At 72.2% G+C, this 21,891-nt stretch carries 22 protein-coding genes; 16 read left to right on the top strand and 6 right to left on the bottom strand.

From position 1 onward, the window contains the following. Positions 1-9: 9 nt before the first annotated feature. The 3 genes from RB608_RS09875 (at position 10) to RB608_RS09865 (ending at position 1,617) form a co-directional block, all read left to right on the top strand. Positions 10-639: a nitroreductase family protein gene (locus tag RB608_RS09875; RefSeq protein WP_308087672.1), complete on the top strand. Its 630-nt coding sequence runs from the start codon at positions 10-12 to the stop codon at positions 637-639. Positions 640-727: 88 nt separating this feature from the next. Continuing rightward, entirely contained in the window at positions 728-1,141 is a 414-nt protein-coding gene (locus RB608_RS09870; RefSeq protein ID WP_308087670.1) for a hypothetical protein, read from the top strand. Next, positions 1,138-1,617 (top strand): glutathione peroxidase, encoded by a 480-nt coding sequence (locus RB608_RS09865; protein ID WP_308087669.1) that lies wholly within the window; start codon positions 1,138-1,140, stop codon positions 1,615-1,617. The genes RB608_RS09870 and RB608_RS09865 overlap by 4 nt, the downstream gene beginning before the upstream one ends. 427 nt (positions 1,618-2,044) lie before the next feature. Here RB608_RS09865 and RB608_RS09860 read toward each other — a convergent pair whose 3' ends face one another. The 3 genes from RB608_RS09860 to RB608_RS09850 all read right to left on the bottom strand — a co-directional run bounded on the left by RB608_RS09860 (position 2,045) and on the right by RB608_RS09850 (position 5,763). After that, positions 2,045-4,339, bottom strand: coding sequence for an MMPL family transporter (locus RB608_RS09860; protein WP_308087668.1), 2,295 nt, complete (start codon positions 4,337-4,339; stop codon positions 2,045-2,047). A gap of 95 nt (positions 4,340-4,434) precedes the next feature. Continuing rightward, positions 4,435-5,034 (bottom strand): TetR family transcriptional regulator, encoded by a 600-nt coding sequence (locus tag RB608_RS09855; protein WP_308087667.1) that lies wholly within the window; start codon positions 5,032-5,034, stop codon positions 4,435-4,437. 42 nt (positions 5,035-5,076) lie between these two features. After that, positions 5,077-5,763, bottom strand: a complete 687-nt coding sequence (locus RB608_RS09850) for an NAD(P)H-binding protein (RefSeq protein WP_308087666.1) — start codon at positions 5,761-5,763, stop codon at positions 5,077-5,079. A 44-nt stretch (positions 5,764-5,807) separates the two neighbouring features. Here RB608_RS09850 and RB608_RS09845 point away from each other — a divergent pair, with 44 nt between their 5' ends. Genes RB608_RS09845 through RB608_RS09830 form a run of 4 tightly spaced genes read left to right on the top strand, consistent with a single transcriptional unit; the run spans position 5,808 to position 9,128 of the window. Beyond that, positions 5,808-6,473 (top strand): TetR/AcrR family transcriptional regulator, encoded by a 666-nt coding sequence (locus RB608_RS09845; RefSeq protein ID WP_308087665.1) that lies wholly within the window; start codon positions 5,808-5,810, stop codon positions 6,471-6,473. Between the two features lie 54 nt (positions 6,474-6,527). Continuing rightward, positions 6,528-7,025: a hypothetical protein gene (locus RB608_RS09840; protein ID WP_308087664.1), complete on the top strand. Its 498-nt coding sequence runs from the start codon at positions 6,528-6,530 to the stop codon at positions 7,023-7,025. A 58-nt stretch (positions 7,026-7,083) separates the two neighbouring features. Continuing rightward, on the top strand, positions 7,084-8,610 hold the full coding sequence (locus RB608_RS09835) for an SPFH domain-containing protein (protein ID WP_308087663.1): 1,527 nt from the start codon (positions 7,084-7,086) through the stop codon (positions 8,608-8,610). A gap of 2 nt (positions 8,611-8,612) precedes the next feature. After that, entirely contained in the window at positions 8,613-9,128 is a 516-nt protein-coding gene (locus RB608_RS09830; RefSeq protein WP_308087662.1) for a hypothetical protein, read from the top strand. On the opposite strand, the gene RB608_RS09825 is transcribed toward RB608_RS09830, so the two are convergent. Together RB608_RS09825 and RB608_RS09820 are read right to left on the bottom strand one after the other, a co-directional pair. Continuing rightward, positions 9,125-9,817 carry a response regulator transcription factor gene (locus RB608_RS09825; RefSeq protein WP_308087660.1) on the bottom strand — a complete coding sequence of 231 codons (693 nt, stop codon included), beginning with the start codon at positions 9,815-9,817 and terminating at the stop codon, positions 9,125-9,127. The two genes, RB608_RS09830 and RB608_RS09825, sit on opposite strands and share 4 nt — an antisense overlap. Continuing rightward, positions 9,814-11,058, bottom strand: coding sequence for a histidine kinase (locus RB608_RS09820; protein WP_308087659.1), 1,245 nt, complete (start codon positions 11,056-11,058; stop codon positions 9,814-9,816). Before RB608_RS09820 ends, RB608_RS09825 begins: the two co-directional genes overlap by 4 nt. Before the next feature lie 168 nt (positions 11,059-11,226). Here RB608_RS09820 and RB608_RS09815 point away from each other — a divergent pair, with 168 nt between their 5' ends. The 9 genes from RB608_RS09815 to RB608_RS09775 all read left to right on the top strand — a co-directional run bounded on the left by RB608_RS09815 (position 11,227) and on the right by RB608_RS09775 (position 20,895). Next, complete coding sequence (locus RB608_RS09815; RefSeq protein WP_308087657.1) at positions 11,227-11,559, top strand: hypothetical protein; 333 nt, start codon at positions 11,227-11,229, stop codon at positions 11,557-11,559. After that, positions 11,546-12,883 carry a cytochrome P450 gene (locus RB608_RS09810; RefSeq protein WP_308087656.1) on the top strand — a complete coding sequence of 446 codons (1,338 nt, stop codon included), beginning with the start codon at positions 11,546-11,548 and terminating at the stop codon, positions 12,881-12,883. Before RB608_RS09815 ends, RB608_RS09810 begins: the two co-directional genes overlap by 14 nt. A 159-nt stretch (positions 12,884-13,042) precedes the next feature. Then, a complete protein-coding gene (locus tag RB608_RS09805) occupies positions 13,043-14,542 on the top strand; it encodes a fatty acid desaturase (protein WP_308087655.1) in 1,500 nt (499 codons plus the stop codon). A 4-nt stretch (positions 14,543-14,546) separates the two neighbouring features. Then, complete coding sequence (locus RB608_RS09800) at positions 14,547-14,741, top strand: ferredoxin (RefSeq protein ID WP_308087654.1); 195 nt, start codon at positions 14,547-14,549, stop codon at positions 14,739-14,741. A 71-nt stretch (positions 14,742-14,812) separates the two neighbouring features. Next, positions 14,813-15,430 (top strand): TetR family transcriptional regulator, encoded by a 618-nt coding sequence (locus tag RB608_RS09795; protein WP_308087653.1) that lies wholly within the window; start codon positions 14,813-14,815, stop codon positions 15,428-15,430. A gap of 62 nt (positions 15,431-15,492) precedes the next feature. Then, positions 15,493-16,734, top strand: a complete 1,242-nt coding sequence (locus tag RB608_RS09790) for a M15 family metallopeptidase (RefSeq protein ID WP_308087652.1) — start codon at positions 15,493-15,495, stop codon at positions 16,732-16,734. Between the two features lie 185 nt (positions 16,735-16,919). Beyond that, positions 16,920-18,083 (top strand): CaiB/BaiF CoA-transferase family protein, encoded by a 1,164-nt coding sequence (locus RB608_RS09785; protein WP_308087651.1) that lies wholly within the window; start codon positions 16,920-16,922, stop codon positions 18,081-18,083. Positions 18,084-18,344: 261 nt separating this feature from the next. Beyond that, positions 18,345-19,823: a DEAD/DEAH box helicase gene (locus RB608_RS09780; RefSeq protein ID WP_308087650.1), complete on the top strand. Its 1,479-nt coding sequence runs from the start codon at positions 18,345-18,347 to the stop codon at positions 19,821-19,823. A 61-nt stretch (positions 19,824-19,884) separates the two neighbouring features. Further along, positions 19,885-20,895, top strand: a complete 1,011-nt coding sequence (locus RB608_RS09775) for an alpha/beta hydrolase fold domain-containing protein (protein ID WP_308087649.1) — start codon at positions 19,885-19,887, stop codon at positions 20,893-20,895. A gap of 135 nt (positions 20,896-21,030) precedes the next feature. Here the strand turns inward: RB608_RS09775 and RB608_RS09770 are convergent, their stop codons facing one another. Continuing rightward, positions 21,031-21,783, bottom strand: a complete 753-nt coding sequence (locus RB608_RS09770) for a MerR family transcriptional regulator (protein WP_308087647.1) — start codon at positions 21,781-21,783, stop codon at positions 21,031-21,033. Between the last annotated feature and the right edge of the window lie 108 nt (positions 21,784-21,891).

The raw sequence follows: 21,891 nt of genomic DNA, 5'->3' as shown, positions 1-21,891 counted from the left end.
ACTCGACCCATGAACCCGGTCGACATCGCCGAGCCGCTGCACTCCCGCTGGAGCCCGAGCGTCTTCGACGACCACCACGTGCTCGACGACCAGCAGGTCACCCGGCTGCTCGAGGCGGCGCAGTGGGCGCCGAGCGCCGGCAATCGGCAGCCCTGGCGCTATCTCGTCGCGGTCCGGGGCAGCGCCACGCACGACGTGCTGGTGCGGCACCTGTCGCGGGGCAACTCCGGCTGGGTCCCGCGAGCCTCGGCGGTGCTCATCTCCGTCGCCGTCCTCGCCGAGGAGGGCGAGGAGCCGGGCGACCCGACCATCCCGGCCCACGATGTCGGGCAGGCGTCCGCGCACCTCACCCTGCAGGCCCGCGCGATGGGCCTGCACGCCCACCAGTTCGCGGGCTTCGACCATGACGGGGTCGCGGCTGCGCTCGGCGTACCTCCGCACGCGCGGGTCGTCGCGGCGATCGCCGTCGGCCGGCGGGGCGACCCGGTCGACGTACCCGAGCGGGACGCGGAGCGCGACCACCGGGTCCGCCGCCGCCGGCCGCTGGAAGAGACCGCGTTCACCCGCTGGGGCGAGGCCTGGCCCGGGCTGGCGCCGTCGGGCCCGACGGTCGCGCCGCAGCCCGGCCGGGAGGACTGACCGCCGGGCATGACCTTGGAGGTCATGGTCCGCCGACCCCCCGTGGGGCGAGGGTTCGGGTAAGTCGAACCCATCGAGGAGGACCACCATGACCACCACCGTCACCCAGCCCGTCGCCCGCCCCGCCCTCGCGTCCCGCCGTCTCTGGTTCGGGGCCGATGCCGTCGTGACCGGCGCCAACGGGCTCGTCTACCTCGCGGCCGCCGGCCTGCTGGTCGACCTGCTGGGCGGTGACGCCGCCACCTGGCGCGCCGTCGGCGTCTTCCTGCTCGCCTACGCCGCGGGAGTCGCCCTGTACGCGCGCTCGCCGCGCTCGGCCCGCGCCGGCTGGGTGATCGTCGTCGCCAATGCCCTGTGGGTGATCGCCTCTCTGGACGTGGCGGTCACCGGAGCGCTGGACCTCGACCCCGCGGGACGCGCCTGGGTCGTCGCCCAGGCCGTCGTCGTGGGCTCCTTCGTCCTCCTGCAGGCCCGGGTGCTGCGTGCCAGACTGCAGGCATGACGTCCCTCCACGACTTCAAGGCCACCGCGATCGACGGCCAGGAGATCGACCTGTCGTCGTACGACGGCTCGGTCGTCCTGGTCGTCAACACGGCCTCCAAGTGCGGCTTCACGCCGCAGTACCAGGGCCTGCAGGAGCTGTACGACACCTACGGCGAGCGCGGCTTCACCGTCCTCGGCTTCCCCTGCGACCAGTTCGCCCACCAGGAGCCCGGCTCCGAGGACGAGATCGCCGCCTTCTGCGAGCGCAACTACGGGGTCTCGTTCCCGATGTTCGCCAAGGTCGATGTCAACGGCAAGGAGGCGCACCCGCTCTACCAGTGGCTCAAGAAGGAGCAGGGCGGGCTGATCGGCGGGGCCATCAAGTGGAACTTCACGAAGTTCCTGCTCGGCCGTGACGGCCAGGTGCTCGACCGCTACGCCCCCACCACCGAGCCGGCCAAGATGTCCGGCGACATCGAGAAGGCCCTCGGCTGATCGTTTGGGCCGAGCGTGTCGCCCGATCGAGGGCACCGCACGGTCGCTCGCTCCGCTCGGACCGCGGGCTCCCTCGATGCGCTGCGCGCGGGACGCCACGCTGCCGGCTGATCGTTTGGGCCGAGCGTGTCGCCCGATCGAGGGCACCGCACGGTCGCTCGCTCCGCTCGGACCGCGGGCTCCCTCGATGCGCTGCGCGCGGGACGCCACGCTGCCGGCTGATCGTTTGGGCCGAGCGTGTCGCCCGATCGAGGGCACCGCACGGTCGCTCGCTCCGCTCGGACCGCGGGCTCCCTCGATGCGCTGCGCGCGGGACGCAACGCTGCCGGCCGATCGCTCCGAGCGTGTCGCTCCGAAAAGCCACCGACCCGGCGCGTTCAAACGCGCCGGGTCGGTGGCTCTGCGGTGTTCAGGTGCGACGGGTCGATCAGACCCCGGCCAGCTGCTTGTCCTCGTCCAGGTCGCCGCCGACGTGCACCGGGGCGGAGTCACGCTCGAGCGACTCACCCTCGACGTCGACGTTCGGCAGGATCCGGTCCAGCCAGGCGGGCAGCCACCAGGCCTTGTCGCCGAGCAGGTAGAGCACCGAGGGGATGAGCACCATCCGGACGATGAAGGCGTCGAAGATGATCGACGCCGCCAGCGCGAAGCCCATCGACTTGACCACCGCGTCGTCCTCGAGGATGAAGCCCGAGAACACCGCGATCATGATCGAGGCGGCCGCGGTGACGACCCGGGCGCTGTTGCGGAAGCCGTCGACGACGGCCTCGTGCATGGGCAGCCCGTGGACGTGGGCCTCCCGCATCCGGGTGACCAGGAAGACCTGGTAGTCCATCGCGAGGCCGAAGACCACGCCGATCAGGAAGATCGGCATGAAGCTCACGATCGGCTGGCCCTCGAAGATCCCGAACGCGCCCTCCTGGAAGATCGCGACCGTCGCGCCCAGCGTCGCGAGCACCGAGAGCAGGAAGCCCAGGGTGGCGGTCAGCGGGACCAGGATCGAGCGGAACACCAGCACCAGCAGTACGAACGCCAGGCCGATCACCACGGCGAGATAGATCGGCAGCGCGCCGTTTAGCCGGTCGGAGACGTCGGTCGTGATCGCGGTCAGGCCGGTGACGCCGACGACCGTGTCGGTGCGGTCCTCGATCGTGCCCTGTCCGTCGCGCAGTGCCTCGAGCAGGTCGAGGGTCTCCGGCTCGTCCGGTCCGGACGACGGGACGATCTGGATCATCGCGCCGGTACCGGTGCCGGTGGGCGCGCCGTCCGCGTCGAGCGGGGCGTTGGTGGCGACCAGGTCGGCGCTCTCGACGTCGTCCTGACCCGCGGCCCAGGCGACGACCTGGTCGAAGGCGGCCTGCCGGCTGTCGTCGCTCGCGATGGCACGACCGTCGACGACCACAAGCAGCGGACCCTCACGGCCGGGGCCGAACGCCTCGGTCATCAGGTCCGACGCCTGGCGCTGGGTGGTGTCGGTCGGGGCGGTGCTGTCGGTCGGGAAGGCGAGGTACATCTGCGTGATCGGCGCGGCCAGCGCACCCAGCAGGACGACGACGCCGAGCACCCAGGCGACCGGCGCCTTGGCGAGCATCCGCGCCCAGCGGACGCCGTTGTTGTGGATCCGGCCGTGCTCGTCGCGCTTCGGGTCGTACTTGCGCACCCGCCCGGCGAAGGCCTTCGACTTGGTCAGGCCGAGCAGCGCGGGCAGCAGGGTCAGCGCGACCAGCACCGCGATCAGCACGGTGGCGGCGGCCGCGAGGCCCATCGCCGTCAGGAACGGGATCTGCACGACGGCCAGGGCGGAGAGCGCGATGAGCACGGTGAGCCCGGCGAAGACGACCGCGGAGCCCGCCGTACCGACGGCGATGCCGGCGGCGTGGGCACGGTCGTCGGTGTGGTGCAGCTCGGTGCGGTAGCGGGCCAGGATGAACAGGGTGTAGTCGATGCCGACGGCGAGGCCGATCATCGTGGCCAGCATGGGCGTGCTGGAGCCGATGTCCATCACCGCGGTCATCGCGGTGATGCCGACCATGCCGAGGCCGACGCCGAAGACCGCGTTGAGCAGCGGCATGCCGGCCGCCATCAGCGAGCCGAAGGTGAGCACGAGGACGATCAGCGCGATGCCGAGTCCGATCAGCTCGGCGGTGCCGCCGGGCGGTGCCATGACGGCCATGCCGGGACCGTTGGCCTGCGCGACCAGGCCGGTCTCGTCGGTGGTGTCCTTCAGCAGCTCCTCGAGCTCGTCGACCGACGTCGTCTTCAGATCGGCGGGGGAGTCGACGTCCCATTCGAACGTCAGGGTGCCGATCCGGCCGTCGTCGGAGAGCGTCGAGAACGCCGCGGGCGTGCCCTCGGGCGCCGCCGCCGGGACGACCAGGCCGGGGTTCTCGGTGCCGGCCTGGGGCAGCGTCGGCACCTGCTCGATGAGCTGCTGGATCGCGGTCTGGTAGCGCGGCTCGGACAGGGTGTGCCCCTCCGGCGCCGCGACCACGATGTTGACCGAGGCGTCGTCGAAGGCGTCGCCGGACTCGGGGAACAGCTCCTGCTGGATGTCCGCCGCCTTCTCCGACGGGATGCCCGGGATGGAGAAGGAGTCGGTCATCGGCTTGGAGAAGGCAGCGGCGAGGCTGCCGACGATGACGGCGAGCAGCAGCCATCCGGCGATGAAGAACGGCCACCGCCGGTAGGCGGTCGAGCCGATGCGGTAGAGCAGGCGGGCCATGTCAGGTCTCCTGGTGGGATGGACTGCGACCGGGGTCTCCGGCACAGGTCAGGGGTGAGGGACGGGTGCTGCGGGTGGAGCGGTGGTGCGGCAGGTCAGGCGAGAGCGCTGCGGGCGTCGGCGACCGTCGCGTCGAAGTGCTCGGTGAAGGTCCGGCCGGGATCCGCCGCCGTCCGGTCCAGGGCGTTGTCGAAGAAGGTGAGCAGCAGCTTCAGCAGCAGCCGGGACTGCTGGGGCGGGAAGTCGTCGCCCTCGCGCTGGCACACGCACTCGGCGAATCCGGCAGCAGCCTCCTCGAGGCGGGTGTGGACGAGGGCCAGCAGCCGGGTGTCGGTGACCACGGCCTCACGGAGCAGGGTGATCATGTGTCCGTCGGCCCGCTCCCGGACCGCTTCGTGGGCCAGGGCGATCAGGTCCTCGAAGAGCCGGCCGGTCGGCCCGCCCGCGATGAAGGCGTCGATACTCGCCTGGTCCACCTCGATGCCGGGACCGAGGATGACGTCGGCCTTGCCGTCGAAGTAGTTGAACACGGTCCGGCGCGATACGTCGGCCGCGACGGCGAGGTCGTCGATCGTCCAGCCGTCGAAGCCCTTCTCGAGGGTCAGCTGCAGCCCGCACTGCTGGAGCCGGAGCGCGGTCTGGACGCGCTTCGCCTCGCGACGGGTGGGACTGCACAACTCGGGCATGGAGTGCATCTTTGCACTCTCTCCCAAGGTGGTGCAACTTTGTGACGGCCGTCACGCCGCCGGGTGACGGCGCGCGGACGCCGTCCCGCGACCGACGATCGCCGGTGCCTCCCGGAGCAGCCGCTCGTCGTCGAGGGCCGCGACCATGAACAGCGCGAAGTCGGTACGTCGGGTCAGGTTGCTCTCCAGCAGGGGGTCGCCCACGTGGCGCGCCCACACCGGGAGACCCTCGGGCGGGCCCTCCTCCAGGTCGCTGCCCCGGACCACGGTCCAAGCTGTGTCGCTGGCGAAGACCCGGTCGCAGGCGCGGACCTGGTCGTCGATGTCGGCGAACCGGATCGCCCGGGCCGCGACGGTCACGGCGCGCACCATGAGCCGGAACCGGCGGGTGTAGCGGTCGCCGTCGCCGCGGGTGATGTGCCATCCGCAGGAGAACACCAGGCGCGCGCCGGGTTCGGCGTGGTCGAGCACCGCCTGCGCGGTGCCGCTCGCATAGCCGCGCAGGCCGAACGGCACCAGGACCGTGAGCACGCCGTCGCAGCCGGCGACCGCACGGGCGATCACGGCCGGGTCGTCGGTCGGACCGGGCACGATCGTGATCCGGTCGGCCAGATCGGCGAGCTTGCCGACGCTCTTCTCGCGGCAGACCGCGACGACGTCGTACCCGCGGTCGAGGCAGTGGCCGATCAGGTAGCGGCCGAGCTTGCCGGAGCCGCCGACCACACAAACCTTACGCATGTAAGGAAGCTAGCACGCGGACTTACAGGTGTAAAGTGCCGGGGGTGCCCCGCCTCCGGACTCCGCTCTCGCCCGACCGGATCGTCGCCGCGGCGGTCGAGGTCGCCGACCGCAGCGGCCTGGGTGCCGTGAGCATGCGCAACGTCGGCAAGGCGCTCGGCGTCGAGGCCATGTCGCTCTACCACCACGTCGCCGGCAAGGAGGCGCTGCTCGACGCCCTCGTCGAGTGGGTCTTCGCGGGCATCGACCTGCCCGAGCCCGGCGAGCCGTGGCGCACGGCGATGTACCGGCGAGCCGCGTCGGCCCGGGACCGGCTGGCCGGCCACTCCTGGGCGGTCGGCCTCATCGAGTCGCGCAGCGCCCCGGGCCCGGCGCTGCTGCGCCACCACGACGCCGTCCTCGGCAGCCTGCGCGCGGGCGGCTTCTCGGTGGCCGATGCGGCGCACGCCTTCTCCGTGATCGACGCCTACGTCTACGGCTTCGTGGTGACCGAGGTGAATCTCCCGTTCGACTCGCCGGCCGAGGTCGAGGACATCGCCGCCGCGATGATGGAGACGATGCCCGAGGGCGACTACCCGCACCTAGCCGAGCTGATCGTCAGCCACGCCCTGCAGCCGGGCTACGACCACACCAGCGAGTTCGGTTTCGGCCTCGACCTGATCCTCGACGGCCTGGCCCGGCTGGTCGGGGGCGACGGCTCGGCGGTTTGACGGAAGGCTCGCCGGATACGATCCAGAGCCAGTCCCTGCGTCTCCGGAGCCCACGTGACCGTCTTCCTCGTCCTCGGCATCGCCGGGCTCGTCCTGCTCGCGGTGTCCCTGCTCGCCGGGGACCTCCTCGACGGCGCGTTCGGCGCACTCGAGGCCGACTGGATCTCCTCGGCCGTGATCGGCGGATTCGTGTCCGCCTTCGGGTTCGGCGGCGCGGCCTCCGACGGCGCCGGCCTGCCCCTCCCCGCCTCCCTCGCCATCGGCGCGGGCTGCGGCCTGGTGGTCGGCTGGTTCGCGTGGTGGCTGACCCGGACGCTCAAGGACAGCCCCAGCGACGGCACGGTGTCGATCAGTGACAGTGTGGGCCTGGTCGCGACGGTCGTCACCGACATCCCCGGCGAGGGGTACGGCGTCGTGCGGGTCGTCGTCGGCGGACACCCGCTGCGCCTCAACGCCACCGCCCACCAGCCGATCGAGGCCGGCACCGAGGTCAACGTGACCGGTGTGCTCTCGCCGACCGCCGTGAGCGTCACCGAGATCTGGCAGCCGTGAGGCGCGGGTCCCTCCTTCTCCCCACCCCATTCCCCAAGGAAGAACGGAAGTCATCGCTGTGAACACCGACGTCCTGGTGCCGGTCGCCGGCATCGTGGTCCTGCTGGTCCTCCTCGTGCTGCTGGTCACCAGTCGCTACAAGGTGGCCGGTCCCAACCAGGCCTTCATCGTCACCGGCCGCAAGGGCAAGGCGGTGATCAACCCCGAGACCGGCGAGCTGACCACCGATCTGTCCGGCCAGAAGGTCGTGCTCGGTGGTGGCGTCTTCGTCATCCCGTTCGTCCAGAAGCTCGCCACGATGGACCTGTCGAGCCGCCGGATCTCGGTGCAGATCCGCGGCGCCGTGTCCGGGCAGGGCATCAAGCTCAACCTCGACGGCGTCGCGATCGTCAAGGTCGGCGGCAACGCCGACCAGATCAGGCTCGGTGCCCAGCGCTTCCTCAGCCAGCAGGGTGACATCGAGACCTTCACCCAGGAGGTGCTCGCCGGAGCTCTGCGCTCGATCGTCGGTGGCCTGACCGTCGAGCAGATCATCCGCGACCGCGCCGCCTTCGCGCAGCGCGTGGCCGACGAGTCGGAGTCCTCGCTGACCGGCCAGGGCCTGATCCTCGACGCCTTCCAGATCCAGGACGTCACCGACGACGGCACCTACCTCGCCGACCTCGGCCGGCCCGAGGCCGCCCGCATCCAGCAGGCCGCCGCGATCGCCGAGGCCAACGCCCGGCAGGCCGCCGAGCAGGCCCAGATCGCCGCGGAGCAGGAGATCGCCATCGCCCAGCGCACGCTCGCGCTCAAGCAGGCCGAGATCAAGGCCGAGACCGACGCGGCCTCGGCGCAGGCAGCCGCGTCGGGCCCGCTGGCCCAGGCCGAGCGCGACCAGGCGATCTTCGCCGAGCAGGAGAAGGTCGCCGTTCAGCAGGCGGCGCTGACCGAGCGCCAGCTCGAGACCCAGGTCCGCAAGCCGGCCGACGCCGAGCGTTACCGCGTCGAGCAGGAGGCCGAGGCCCGGCGTACGTCGGAGATCGCGGCGGCTGACGCCCGCAAGGCCGCCACCATCGCGGCCGCGCAGGCCAAGGCGGAGGAGACCAAGCTCAGCGGTGAGGCCGAGAAGGCGCGGCGTGCGGCGCTCGCCGAGGCCGAGGCGATCGAGGGTCTCAAGCGTGGTGAGGCCGAGAAGGGCCGTCGTCTGGCCGAGGCCGACGCCACCCGGGCCGAGGGTGAGGCGCAGGCCGCCGCGACCCTCGCGATCGGCCAGGCCGAGGCGGAGGCGATGGACAAGCGCGCCGAGGCGTTCGCCCACTACAACGACGCCGCCGTGCTCCAGATGCTGATCGAGGTGCTCCCGCAGATCGCGAAGGAGGTCGCCGCCCCGATCGCCGCGATCGACCAGCTCACGGTGCTCTCCACCGACGGAGCCGGCGCGCTGCCCAAGCAGGTCACCGACAACGTCACCCAGACCCTGCAGATGCTGAAGACCTCCACCGGCCTCGATCTCGAGGCGCTGATCAAGAAGTCGGTCGGCGGGGCCGCCGGTGTCGTCGCACAGGACCCGCCGGCGCTCGACGGCACCAGCGCGGGAGCCTGAGCATGGGCTTCCTCGACAAGGTCAAGGCCGCCTTCACCGGCCCCGACATCGACATCGCGGAGGAGATCGCGAAGATCGAGCCGGGTCACCAGGTGATCGGTCATGCCCGCGTCGTCGCCAGCGCCTTCGAGCGCGGCGGCGGCGTGGCCTCGGGACCCAACAAGCTGCTCGGCAAGGCGGTCGAGGCCGCCTCGACCGCGGTGTCCGGGGCGCGCCACGTCGGCGGCGACGACGGCACCGTCGCCCGCGACCTGCCGCGGGCCGCCGACCTGCACGTGCTGGTGCTCTCCGACCGCGGCCTGTCGCTGTGGGACTTCGGCATGACCGGTACGTCGACCCCGCCCGACCACGTCGCGAGTGTGCCGCGGGCGTCGGTCGCGTCGATCGCCGACACCGGCAAGAAGGCCCAGGGCGGGGTGACCGTCGCCCGGATCTCCTTCACCGACGGGTCGTTCTTCGACTACCGGATCATGGAGAAGCCCGACACCGCCTTCTGGGAGGCGGTCGGCCGCTTCTAGGCCCGGCCGGGAGCGACCAGGCCGTGGTCATAGGCGTACACGATCGCGGCCGGGCGGTCGCGCAGCCCGAGCTTGGTGAAGATCCGCCCGACATGGCTCTTCACCGTCAGCTCGGAGATCACCAGCTCGGCGGCGATCTCGCCGTTGCTGCGGCCCAGGGCCATCGCCCGGAGCACCTCGAGCTCGCGGGCGGTGAGCGGATCGACGGCGCCGGGGGCGGCCGCGACCGGGACGGGGGCGAAGGTCCGGAACCGGTCGAGGACCCGGCCGGTGACGGCCGGGTCGAGCCAGCTGCCGCCCTGGGCGACGGTGCGGACCGCACGGATCAGGTCGTCGGCCGAGGAGTCCTTGAGCAGGAACCCCGCCGCGCCCGCCCGCAGCGCGCCCGACAGCATCTCGTCGTCGTCGAACGTGGTGAGCACGAGCACCGGCGGGCCGCTGGCATCGACGACGGCCCGGGTGGCGGTGATCCCGTCGACGCGCCGCATCCGCAGGTCCATGACGATCACGTCGACGCCCGCCGGCCCGAGGCCGGCGAGGGTCGCGGGCACCTCGCCGCCGTCGGCACACTCGGCGACGATCTCGAAGCCGTCGCGCCGGCGCAGGATCCGGCGCAGCCCGGAGCGGACCAGCTCCTGGTCGTCGACGAGGACCACCTTCAGCACGGGGTCGGTCTGGGGGATGGTCACGCGGTCTCCGCCTTCCACAGGGTGTGCCCGCAGGGCAGCTCGAGGCCGGACCGCACCGGCCCGCCCAGTCGTACGTCGACCACCCAGTCGCCGTCCGCCGGGCCGGTGTCGAGCCGGGCGCCGAGCTGGGCCGCCCGCGCCTGCATGCCGGCGAGTCCGGAGCCGAGTCCGTCGGGACGGGGCCGCCCGGTGGGCAGGGGGTTGGTGATCCGCAGCCGGGCGCGGGCCCCGGTCACCGAGAACCGCACCCGCACGCGCGCGTCGGGGCCGGCGTGCTTGACCACGTTGGCCAGCGACTCCTGCGCGATCCGGTAGAGGCCGAGCCCGGCGGCGGCCGGCAGCGCGGCGGGATCGCCCTGCTCGTCGTACTCCACGGCGAGGCCGGCGTCGGCCATCTCCCGCACCAGGGCGGCGATGTCGGCGCCGCTCGGCAGGGCGTGGCGATCGGAGGTGCCGTCGGCCAGGGCGCTCACGGCCCGCCGGATGTCGCCCATGGCGCGGCGGCCGACCTGCTCGGCGTCGGCGAGTGCGGCGTCGACCTCGGCGACCGCCTCCGCGGTCTCCTCCGGCCCGGTCGCCTCGCGTACGTCGCGCAGGGCGTGCCGGGCGCCGGTGATCTGGAGCAGCGAGACACTGAGGGAGTGCGCGACGAGGTCGTGGATGTCGCGGGCGATCCGCTCCCGCTCGGCCGTCGTCGCCCGCTCCCACGCCTGCTCCCGGGCCCGCCGTTCGGCGATCAGGGCGCGCATCTGCCACAGCAGCATCGCGCCGATGACGAAGCCCAGCAGCAGCTCGGCGGTGTAGAGCGGGGCGCCGGTCAGGCCTGGGCCGAGCGCGGCGCCGATGAGCACGACCTGCCCGATGCCGGCCACGGCGAGCCCCTCGCGCAGCCCGTCGCGGGCGGTGATCTCGGCCGTGGCGAGGGCGAGTAGGACCGGCGCCAGGTCGAGGGCGCCGTCCACCGGGCGGGACAGCAGCAGCGCGGCCGCGGTCACGCTGCCCGCGACGTCCATCCACCACGGCAGCCAGCGGTTGGTGGTGAACTGGACGAGCGGAGACGCGATCAGCAGCGGCAGGCAGAGCACCAGCGGGTCGAGCGGCCACAGGGCGTCGCGCAGGGCGAGGGCGACCAGCAGCGACGCCACCTGCCCGAGGTGGGAGGCCAGCGGCACCCACCACGGGTAGAGGATCTGGTGCCGGTCGAGGTTCGCCTCGATCCCGGCGCGCAGCCAGCGCAGCATGACCCCAGCGTAGGGAGCCCGGCGCGCCGGGTCATCCCGCGACGGGAGGCCGTCGTCTCCTCCCCTGGTAGGACACCCGGGTCCTGCCGTCGGCCGATGCCGGACACCGGCCCGGCCGCCTACCGTCGAACCATCCCTCGCACCACGACAGAGAGATCGGTGAGGACGATGACCTGGACCGAGACCCACCGCCGTTGGCAGGCGCTGCGGGCCGTCGAGCAGGAGCTGTGGGGGGCCGAGCGGCCCGAGCTGCCCTGGACCGGCGAGCTCGCCGAGATCTTCGGCGACCGCGACGGTCTGCGGGCCGCGCTCCGTTACCGCTGGCGGCTGGCCGTGAGCGCCCAGCTCGACACCCATCTGCCGGAGCGGGTGCTGGAGGAGCAGCGCCGCCTGCTGGCCGAGCGTGCCCGCGGGGTGCTGCGGGTGCTGGACGAGCCGGCCGGCGGATCACTGGACACGGGCTCCGCCGACGGGTTGGGTACGTCGCATGCGGTCGCCTGATCTCGCACGCGCCGTCGACCTGCCGCGCTCCTTCGCCTCCTGGGTGCTGGCGCACGGGCTCCAGCGCGCGCTGATCCAGCGCGGTGCCCGCAAGGGCGACCTGATCAGCCGGATGGTGATGGACCCCGCCCTGCGGGTGGACCCCTTCCCGGCGTACGAGCAGCTGCGTGCCCGGGGCCCGATCGCCGCCAACGACCTGATCTCGGCGAGCGTCGACCACGCGGTGTGCAACGAGGTGCTGCGCAGTGAGGCGTTCGGCACCGCCGGTGGGCAGGGCGAGCTGCCCAAGCCCCTGCAGTGGCTGCACCACAAGGTGATTGACCCCGACACCCTGGGCCCGGTCGACCCGCCGTCGATGCTGGCGGTTGATCCGCCGCTGCACACCCGCTACCGCAAGCAGGTCGCCCGCGCCTTCACCGCCCGCAAGGTGGGTCGGATGGGCGACCGGGTCGCCGACGTCGCCGAAGACCTGCTCGCCGACCTCGCCGGGGCCGAGGACTTCGACCTCATCGACCGTTACGCCTCCCAGCTGCCCGTCACGGTGATCGCCGACCTCCTCGGCGTACCCGAGGACGACCGGGGCCGGCTCCTCGAGCTCGGCAACGCGGCCGCGGTGACCCTCGACCCCGGCCTCCCCTGGCGCGAGTTCCGCCGCGCGGAGCGGGCGCTGCGCGAGATGCACACCTGGTTCCGGGGCCACGTGGAGCGGATCTCCGCCGACCCCGGCGACGACCTGATCAGCCAGCTGACCCTGCTCAAGGGCGAGGACCGCCTCGACCCGGTCGAGCTGCACCAGGTCGGCCTGCTCGTCCTGGCCGCCGGCTTCGAGACGACCGTGAACCTGATCGGCAACGCGGTCGCGATGCTCGACGGGCATCCCGACCAGCTGCGCTGGCTGCAGGAGAACCCGGACGGCTGGGGCAATGCGGTCGACGAGGTGCTGCGGCACCAGTCGCCGGTGCAGCTGACCCTGCGGATCGCGCTGCGCGAGACCGAGGTGGCGGGCAAGAGGTTCGAGCCCGGCCACGGCATCCTGCTCTACCTCGGTGGTGCCAACCGCGACCCGGCGGTCTTCGCCGACCCGGGTGCGTTCGACGTGACCCGGCCGAACGCCGACCAGCACGTCGCCTTCTCGGCCGGCGTGCACTTCTGCCTGGGCGCCAGCCTGGCCCGGCTGGAGACCGCGGTCGCGCTGCGGGCGCTCTACGAGCGCTATCCCGACCTCCACGTCGCCGGCCGGCCCGAGCGCCGGGGGACCCGGGTGCTGCGGGGGTTCGAGCGACTGCCGGTGCGGACGAAGCAGGGATCGCCGCTGAAGCGGTGATTCCCTCGCTTCCTGGCCTGAGCAACGGTCAGGAAGCGAGGGAAGCGGTCCAGAAGTGTGGCCGCGGCCACTTTACAAGCCGACTGCTCTTGTCAAACGGCTTTACAAGTCCTACCTTCTTGTCAAGCGGCAGTGCTGCCGAGCGCAAGGAGGCAAGAGATGACCGGATCGACGGTCGGTGCGACCGTTCCCGAGGGATCCACCGAGCAGTGGAGGGACAAGAAGCGGTACCTGTGGCTGCTCGGCCTGATGGTGCCCGGTCTCGGCATCACGGCGGTGGTCGCCTGGCTCTACACCGACTGGGTGTGGCTGCTGCTGGCCGGGCCGATCCTCGTCAACGTCCTCATCCCGCTGCTCGACCTCGCCTTCGGCCTGGACCCGTCGAACCCGCCGGACGACGTGATGGAGCAGCTCGAGAACGACAGGTACTACCGCTGGGTCGTCTACCTGTACATCCCGCTGCAGTTCCTCATCCTCTTCGCGGGTTTCGCGCTGATCGCCGGCACCAACCCGATCGCCTGGTTCACCGACCTGGTCGGGGCGGCCAGCTGGGTCAGCGACAACCTCGGCGCCGCGCTCGTGCGTGAGGTCTCGATGACCTGGTACGAGAAGGTCTTCCTCGCCGTGTCCATCGCCGGCGTCCAGGGCATCGCGATCAACACCGCCCATGAGCTCGGCCACAAGAAGGAGGAGGTCGAGCGCTGGCTGTCGAAGATCGCGCTCGCGCCGACGTTCTACGGCCACTTCTACATCGAGCACAACCGTGGCCACCACGTCCGCGTCGCCACGCCCGAGGACCCCGCGTCCAGCCGTCTCGGCGAGTCCTTCTGGGAGTTCTGGCCGCGCACGGTCAGCGGCTCGCTGAAGTCCGGTTGGGAGGTCGAGGCCAAGCGCTACCGCCGCAAGGGGACGCACCCCTTCCGCATCGGCAACGACGTGCTCAACGCCTGGCTGATGTCCGCGGTCCTCTACGGCGCGATGTTCGCGCTCTACGGCTGGAGCATCGCGCCGTACGCCCTCATCACGATCGTGTTCGGCTTCTCGCTGCTGGAGATCATCAACTACCTCGAGCACTACGGCATGAAGCGCCAGAAGGTCGGTGAGAAGCAGCGCTACGAGCGGGTCCTGCCGATGCACAGCTGGAACAGCAACAATATCGTCACCAACATCTTCCTCTACCACCTGCAGCGCCACAGCGACCACCACGCCAACCCCACGCGGCGCTACCAGACGCTGCGCGACTTCAAGGAGTCCCCGGCCCTGCCGACCGGGTACGCCGGCATGCTGACGATCGCGCTCTTCCCGCCACTGTGGCGCAGGGTGATGGACCACCGGGTGGTCGAGCACCTCGACGGCGACGTCACCCTGGCGAACATCAAGCCGGGCAAGGAGGCGAAGTACCTGCGCAGGTTCCCGCCGCCGGCCGTGCACGACGTGCACAAGGAGGACCTGTTCGCGCAGAGGTTCGTCGGCGAGGTGCTCGCCGCGAAGTGCCCCGGCTGCTCCTATGTCTACGAGGTCGCCGCGGGGGACGAGCACGAGGGCTTCGCCGCCGGCACCCCCTGGGCCGACATCCCCGACGAGTGGTGCTGCCCCGACTGCGGTGTCCGCGAGAAGATCGACTTCGTCCCCTTCGACCCCGAGAAGATCGGAGCCTAGCGTCGTGAAGATCTCCGTCGACATCGACAGGTGCGAGGGCCTCGGCATGTGCGAGGCCATGGCCAACGACTACTTCGAGGTGGACGAGGACGAGGACAAGGTCACCGTCCTGGACGACACCCCGCCGGAGAGCGACCGGGCGCACGTGTACGCCGCCGTGCAGGCGTGCCCGGTGCTCGCGCTCACGCTCGAGGGGTGAGTCGGGCCGCGATGTCCCTCCTCGCCGATCGATCGCGGGCGCTGGTGGAGCGGATGGCTACGCTGACCGGCGTGGCCACCCCGACCCTGCGCGATCGCCTGATCGAGGCGGCCGTGGAGCTCACCACCGCCGCGGGGTGGGCGAAGGTGACGATGGCGCGGCTGGCCGACAACGTCGGCGTCAGCCGGCAGACGGTCTACAACGAGATCGGCACCAAGGGCGACCTCGCCGAGGCGATGGTGCTGCGCGAGCTGGACCGCTTCCTGGCCGGTGTGACCCGTTCGTTCGACGAGAATCCCGACGACCTGATCGCGGCGATCCGCGACTCGGCGCGCCGGGTGCTCAAGTACGCCGAGGACAACGCGCTGCTGCATGCTGTCGTGTCCGCCACCCACGGCGCCGACACCGAGCTGCTGCCGCTGCTGACCACCCATGCCGACCACCTCCTGGAGGGCGCCAAGCTCGTGGTCGCCGACCGCGTCGCGGCGTACGACGTCAAGCTGGCTCCCGACCGGCTCGACGCGAGCATCGACATGGTGGTGCGGCTGGTGCTGAGCCATGTCATGCAGCCCTCGGCCGCCCCGGCGCGCACCGCCGACGACATCGCCTGGATCGCCGAACACGTCCTGCGGTCGGATCCGACCGGTGGCGCGCGGCAGGCCGGATCCGTCGGATCCGACCGCAGCTGAACGGCGACGTATTACCCTCGCCTCGGGAGGACTGCCGGTCGGACCGGCGGAGGGAAGGGACCATGGGGTTGGTGCGACGCGCCCTGACGGCCCGGCCGACGGTCGGGCTCGCGGCTGCCGCTGCCCTCCTCGCCCTCACCGCCTGCGGCTCCCCCGAGGAGGGTGCCGAGAAGGACGCCACGGCCGATCCCAGCGAGGCTGCGGCCAGCACGACCGACGCCCCGACCGCCGCCGTCGCCGACCCCGCGCACGCGGTCGATCCGCCGGGCGCGTTCGACGGCAAGCAGTACGGCGACGACCTCCTCCTCGTCGCGGAGGACACGATCTCGCCCGAGGACCTCGCCACTATCACCGGCGTCACGGTGCGCGGTCGGCCGGGCGTGGCGGCGTACACCCGACTCTCCTACGGCCAGTTCACGGTGGAGAGCAAGGTGTTCAACATCGCCGCCGTCGACCCGGGCGAGTACCGCCGGTTCACCGGCCCCGAAGCAGCCTCCTTCCAGCCGCAGTGGGACCGCGTGGCCGGCGGCGAGATCGCGGTCGCCGACCGGTTGCAGCAGGACCTGCCGATCGACGGCAACGGCTACCTCGACGTCGAGGAGCAGAAGATCCACGTCGGCTCGTGGTCACCCGGTGGCGTCGACGGCATCGACGCGGTGGTCAACGAGAGCTGGGGTGAGGAGCTCCGGCTGCCCGAGCGCAATGCGGTGCTGATCAACACCGGCATCTCGTCCCCCAAGGTGGTGCGGGAGAAGATCGAGAAGACCTTCGGCGAGACCCGCTTCTCCATCAGCGCCCTCGACATCGTCGCGCAGGAGGGACTCGACCTGGACACCTACCAGCAGGCGATCCCGGTCGGTGCGTTCAGCGACGCCGTGGGCGTCTTCCGCTACACGCCCATCGGCGGCGGCCGGATCGCGCCGGACCCGGCCTGGGTCAGCGCCCACATCGTGACCGAGGCGGTGCCGATCCTCGGCACGGTCACCTGCAACAAGTTCATGATGCCGCAGCTCAAGGCGGCCCTCGGCGAGATCCAGACGAGCGGCCTGGGCGACAAGATCGACCCCGGGCAGTACGCCGGCTGCTACTACCCGCGCTTCATCGCCGGCTCCACCCAGCTCTCCAACCACTCCTTCGGCCTGGCGCTCGACCTCAACGTGCCCGGCAACCAGCGCGGCACGGTCGGCCAGATGGATCGGGTCGTCGTCGCGATCTTCAAGAAGTGGGGCTTCGCCTGGGGCGGCGACTGGGCCTACACCGACCCCATGCACTTCGAGCTGGCCAAGATCGTCAATCCTGGTTAGGCGCGAGCGCGTCGCTCGTTCCTCGCGCCACGCTGCCGCGCGCGCAGTTGACTTCCGTCGGTGGTGCGTTCGCGTGGCGGCAATACGTCGGCGCGGCGGAAAGGGCCGCAGCCTCGGCAGCGCTCCTACTGGACGGTAGCCAACCGTGACACCACTGCTGTCACGATCCGTGCCATGATGCGCGCATGACGTTCGCGCTGGGTCAGGGAACCGGTCCGCTCCAGGGCCTCAAGGTCGTCGAGATCGCGGGCATCGGGCCGAGCCCGCACGCCTGCATGATCCTCGCCGACCTGGGTGCGGACGTGATCCGGGTCGAGCGGCCCGGCGGGCAGATGCTGACGGGTGGCTCGCACGACCTGCTCAACCGCGGACGCCCGAGCGTCGCGCTCAACCTCAAGGACCCCGAGGCCGTCGCCACGGTGCTCGACCTGGTCGAGCAGGCCGACGTCCTGGTCGAGGGCATGCGGCCCGGCGTCGCGGAGCGGCTCGGGTTCGGTCCCGACGAGTGTCACGCCCGCAATCCGCGGCTGGTCTACGGCCGGATGACCGGCTGGGGCCAGGACGGCCCCTGGGCACAGGCCGCCGGCCACGACATGAACTACATCGCCATCACCGGCACCCTCCACGGGCTGGGGCAGGTCAAGGACAAGCCCCAGTTCCCGGCCAACCTGGTGGGTGACTTCGGCGGCGGCTCGACGTACCTCGTCATCGGCATCCTGGCCGCGGTCGTCGAGGCGAAGGCGTCGGGCAGGGGGCAGGTGGTCGACGCCGCGATCGTCGACGGCACTGCCAGCCTCAACGCGATGACGTCGGCCTTCCTCGCCGGTGGCGGGTTCAAGGAGGAGCGGTCCGCCAACCTGCTCGACGGCGGCGCGCCGTACTACGACATCTACGAGACCGCCGACGGCGAGCACATGTCGGTGGGTGCGCTGGAGCCGCAGTTCTACGAGCTGTTCGTCGACCTGCTCGGCATCAAGGACACCGCGCCGGACCGGTTCGACCTCGCCAAGACCGACGAGCTGCGTGACCTGCTCACCGCGACCTTCAAGACCAAGACCCGCGCCGAGTGGTGCGCGATCTTCGACGGCACCGACGCCTGTGTCGCGCCGGTGCTGCGGATGAGCGAGGCCCCGGACCACCCGCACATCAAGGCCCGCGAGGTCTTCGTCGAGCACGAGGGGATCGTGCAGCCCCAGCCCGCGCCGCGCTTCTCCCGTACGAAGGCCACGCTCTCGCACCCGCCGGCCGCCGGCGCCGGCGCTCACACCCGCGAGGCGCTCGCGGCCTGGGGCGTCGAGGACGTCGACGGCCTGATCGAGCGTGGCGCCGCGGTGCAGCTCGACGGGTGAGCACCTCCGGCCGGCGTGGCGCATCCCACGCCGCCGACCGGCCCGTCGATTCACCTCGGGCCGGCCGTTGCCCCTAGGCTGACACCACAGGTCCGGCCAGTCTTGCCCCGGATCCCGGCGCACCGCACTGCTCCATCTCGTGGTCGCGCCCCTCACCCGAGGCACCGCTCCACCGCTCGTCACCCGACGGGCAGCACGGCGAGACGCCCACCTGAGGGGATCGCGCCGCCCTGCGCGCAGCGGTCTCCGGAGAGAAACACCGTGACTTCCGACTTCGCCGATCTCGGCGTGCCCACTGTCCTGCTCGACGTGCTGGCGGCCGACCAGATCACCGTCCCCACGCCGATCCAGGCGGCCACCCTGCCGGACTCGCTGAAGGGCCGCGACGTGCTCGGCCGCGGCCGCACCGGCTCCGGCAAGACCTACGCCTTCGGCCTGCCCCTGGTGGCGCGGCTGATCGCCGACGGTACGCCGCGCCGGCCGGCCCCCAAGCGCCCGCGCGCCCTCGTCCTGGCGCCGACCCGCGAGCTCGCCTCCCAGATCGCGGCCACGGTCGCCCCGCTCGCCAAGGCGGCCGGACTGCGCACGACCACCGTCTTCGGCGGTGTCGGCCAGGGCCCGCAGGTCAACGCGCTGCGCGACGGCGTCGACATCCTGATCGCCTGCCCCGGCCGGCTCGAGGACCTCATCGGCCAGCGCCACTGCAGTCTCGCCGACGTCCAGATCACCGTGCTCGACGAGGCCGACCACATGGCCGACCTCGGCTTCCTGCCCGCCGTGCGCCGCCTCCTCGACCAGACGCCGAAGGGCGGCCAGCGGATGCTCTTCTCCGCGACGCTCGACAACGCGATCGACGTCCTGGTCAAGCGCTACCTGCGCGCCCCGGCCGTGCACGAGGCCGACTCGGCCCAGTCGCCGGTCGCGAAGATGGACCACCACGTGCTCCACGTCGAGCGCGAGCAGCGGCTGCCCGTCCTGCTGGACCTGGTCAGCGCCCCCGGCCGCACCGTCGTCTTCACCCGCACCAAGCACGGCGCCAAGGCGCTGGCCCGGCAGCTCAACAAGAACGGCGTCCCCGCCGTCGACCTGCACGGCAACCTCAGCCAGGGCGCGCGCACCCGCAACATGGAGGCCTTCCACAGCGGTACGGCGACCACGCTGGTCGCGACCGACATCGCCGCCCGCGGCATCCACGTCGACGACGTGTCCCTCGTCGTGCACGCCGATCCGCCGGCCGAGCACAAGGCCTACCTGCACCGCTCCGGCCGTACGGCGCGGGCCGGTGCCGCCGGCACGGTGATCACCCTGATGACCAGCGAGCAGCGCGGTGACGTCCGCGCCCTGACCCGTGCGGCCGGCATCACGCCGACCACCACGCGCATCGCCGGCTCGGACCACCCGATGCTCCAGGAGCTCGCCCCGGGCGAGCGCACCCGACCGGGTGGCATCGACCTGACCCCCGCGTCCAACGGTGGCGGCAACGGTGGCGGCGGGGCGGCCGGCAACGGCGGCGGCCGGCGTCGCTCCGGTGGCAAGAAGCCCGCGGCCAGGAACTCGGCCGCCGCGAAGCCGGCCGGCCAGGGTTCCGGCCGTCGGGGCGGCGCGCCGTCCGGCGGCGCGAAGCCCGCGGGCGCGAAGTCCGGCGGCAACCGCAACCGGTCGCGCTCCCGCGGCGCCGGTGCCGGCGCGGCCTCGGGCGGCGGGCACAGCGCGGCGAGCTTCAGCTCCGGCCGTCGCTGACCCCGGCCCGCGCCGATCTCGGGCACAATGCCCCGGGGGCGCGACGGGTCGAGGAGTCGGGATGCGGCGATGGCTGGCCGGGAGTGCGGCCTGCGGCGTGGCGGTGATGACGGCCCGGCGGTGCCGGTCCATCCTCGCGGCGGCGCCGGGGACGCGCCCGTGGAACGCGTTCGTGCCGTTCACCATCGGCAGCGCTCGCGAGCTGGCGCTGCTGCGCCGGCTCTACCCGGACACGGGCGAGCCGGCGCCCGGCGTCGATGTCGAGGCACACCACCCCGACGGCGTACCCGTCTTCGTCCACCGCCCGTCCGGGCCGGCGGCCGGCCCCCGCGCCGCCCTGCTGTGGCTCCACGGCGGCGGCCTGGTGGCGGGTACGGCGATCGCCGACCACGCCCTGTGCGGGCGGCTGGCCGTGGAGCTGGACATCGTGGTGGTCAGCGTCGACTACCGGCTGGCGCCGGAGCACCCGTTCCCGGCGGCGCTCGACGACTGCGCGGCCGCCCTCGCCTTCCTGCGCGACGCGGCTGACGAGCTGGGGGTCGACCCGGCCCGGATCGCCGTCGGCGGCGCGAGCGCGGGCGGCGGCCTGGCGGCGACGCTGGCGCAGCGCGACCTCGACCTCGACCGCGGCGCGGCGCCCCTCGCCTTCCAGCTCCTCATCTACCCCATGCTCGACGACCGCACGACCCTGCGCCGCCCGGCGGCCGGCGTCGGCCGCCTGGGCTGGACGCCGCGGTCCAACGGGTTCGCCTGGCGGGCCTACCTCGGCTCGCGGCCACGGCCGGGCGTCGCGCCGCCCTACGCTGCCGCCGCCCGGCGAGACGACCTCGCGGCTCTGCCTCCGGCCTGGCTGGGCGTGGGCGCGCTGGACCTCTTCCACGACGAGGTCGTCGCCTACGGTCGGCGGCTCGCGGAGGCCGGCGTGCCGGTCGAGGTCCACGTGGAGCCGCGGATGTTCCACGGTGCCGACCTGGCCTTCCCGGACCAGCCGGGCATGCGGCGCTTCCGGGAGCGGCTGGTCGCCGCGCTGGCGGAGGCGCTGGCTGCCGGTCCGGTCGCGCCCGAGCTGTAACACGCCGTCCACGTCGCGACACGCCGTGCGCGCCGAGAACATGCCGACACCCGGCGGGTAGTCGGGTGGACAGCGTGTTACAGCGTGTTACAGCGGGGCAGGGGGCGGGCGGCCGGCCGGCCGGTCGGCGTCAGCTCAGGACGAGCGGCGCGGCGAGCGGGCGGCCCGGGCGACCGCGGCTTCGTACGCCGTCACCAGGCCGCCGACCGAGAGCGGCTTGAGGCGCTCCATGATCTCGCGGAAGTGCCCGGACGTGGCCGCGTCGTCGTACAGCGGCGCGAGCTTGTCGTTGATGACCTCGTAGAGCTCCTTGGCCATCTGCTCGCCGTGCTCCTGATAGACGGCGGCGGCGGCGACCGCGACCTCACGGGGGAAGCCGAGCTCCAGGAGCCGCACGCCGATCGCGAGCTGGTTGCTCGCGACGAGGTACGACGCCCCGCGCACGCGCAGCACGCCGAGGGCCTGCAGGGTGGCGACGTCCTCGGCCGACAGGGTGCGGCCGGCCTTCTTCTCCAGCTGGGCGCGGTCCATCTCGACGGGGAGGTCGGACTGCCAGGGCGCGAGCATGGTGCGGGCCAGCGCGATGTCCTCGGGGCTGGCGTCCTCGGGGATGCCCGCGACGTAGCGCTCGATCGCGGAGAGCGTGAACCCGTGGCTCTGCAGCTCGAGCACGAGCTCGATCCGGGCGATGTGGACCGCCGCGTAGTAGCCGGACCTGCCGCGCCGGATCGGCGGGGGGACCAGTCCGCGCGAGGTGTAGAAGCGCACCGTGCGCACCGTCAGTCCGACCCGCGCGGTGAGCTGCTCCAGGGTGAGGAGATCGGACACCGGGTCCTCGGCGGATGCGTCGTGGGTCACACCGTCCGCCCGCCCCTCGCTCTTGACCATGACAGTAATAGTGTCACAATCGATCCCAGAACACCCTCCCGGTGCGGCGCGCCCGTCGATCGCCGTACTTCACCGCCGAACCAGGCACGAAACCTCATATGGACTAGG

It is taken from the genome of Nocardioides sp. LHD-245 (assembly GCF_030929495.1).
Classification (GTDB): Bacteria; Actinomycetota; Actinomycetes; order Propionibacteriales; family Nocardioidaceae; genus Nocardioides.
Note: the sequence above shows the minus strand (reverse complement) of the source record. Positions and strands in the feature narration are given on the sequence as shown.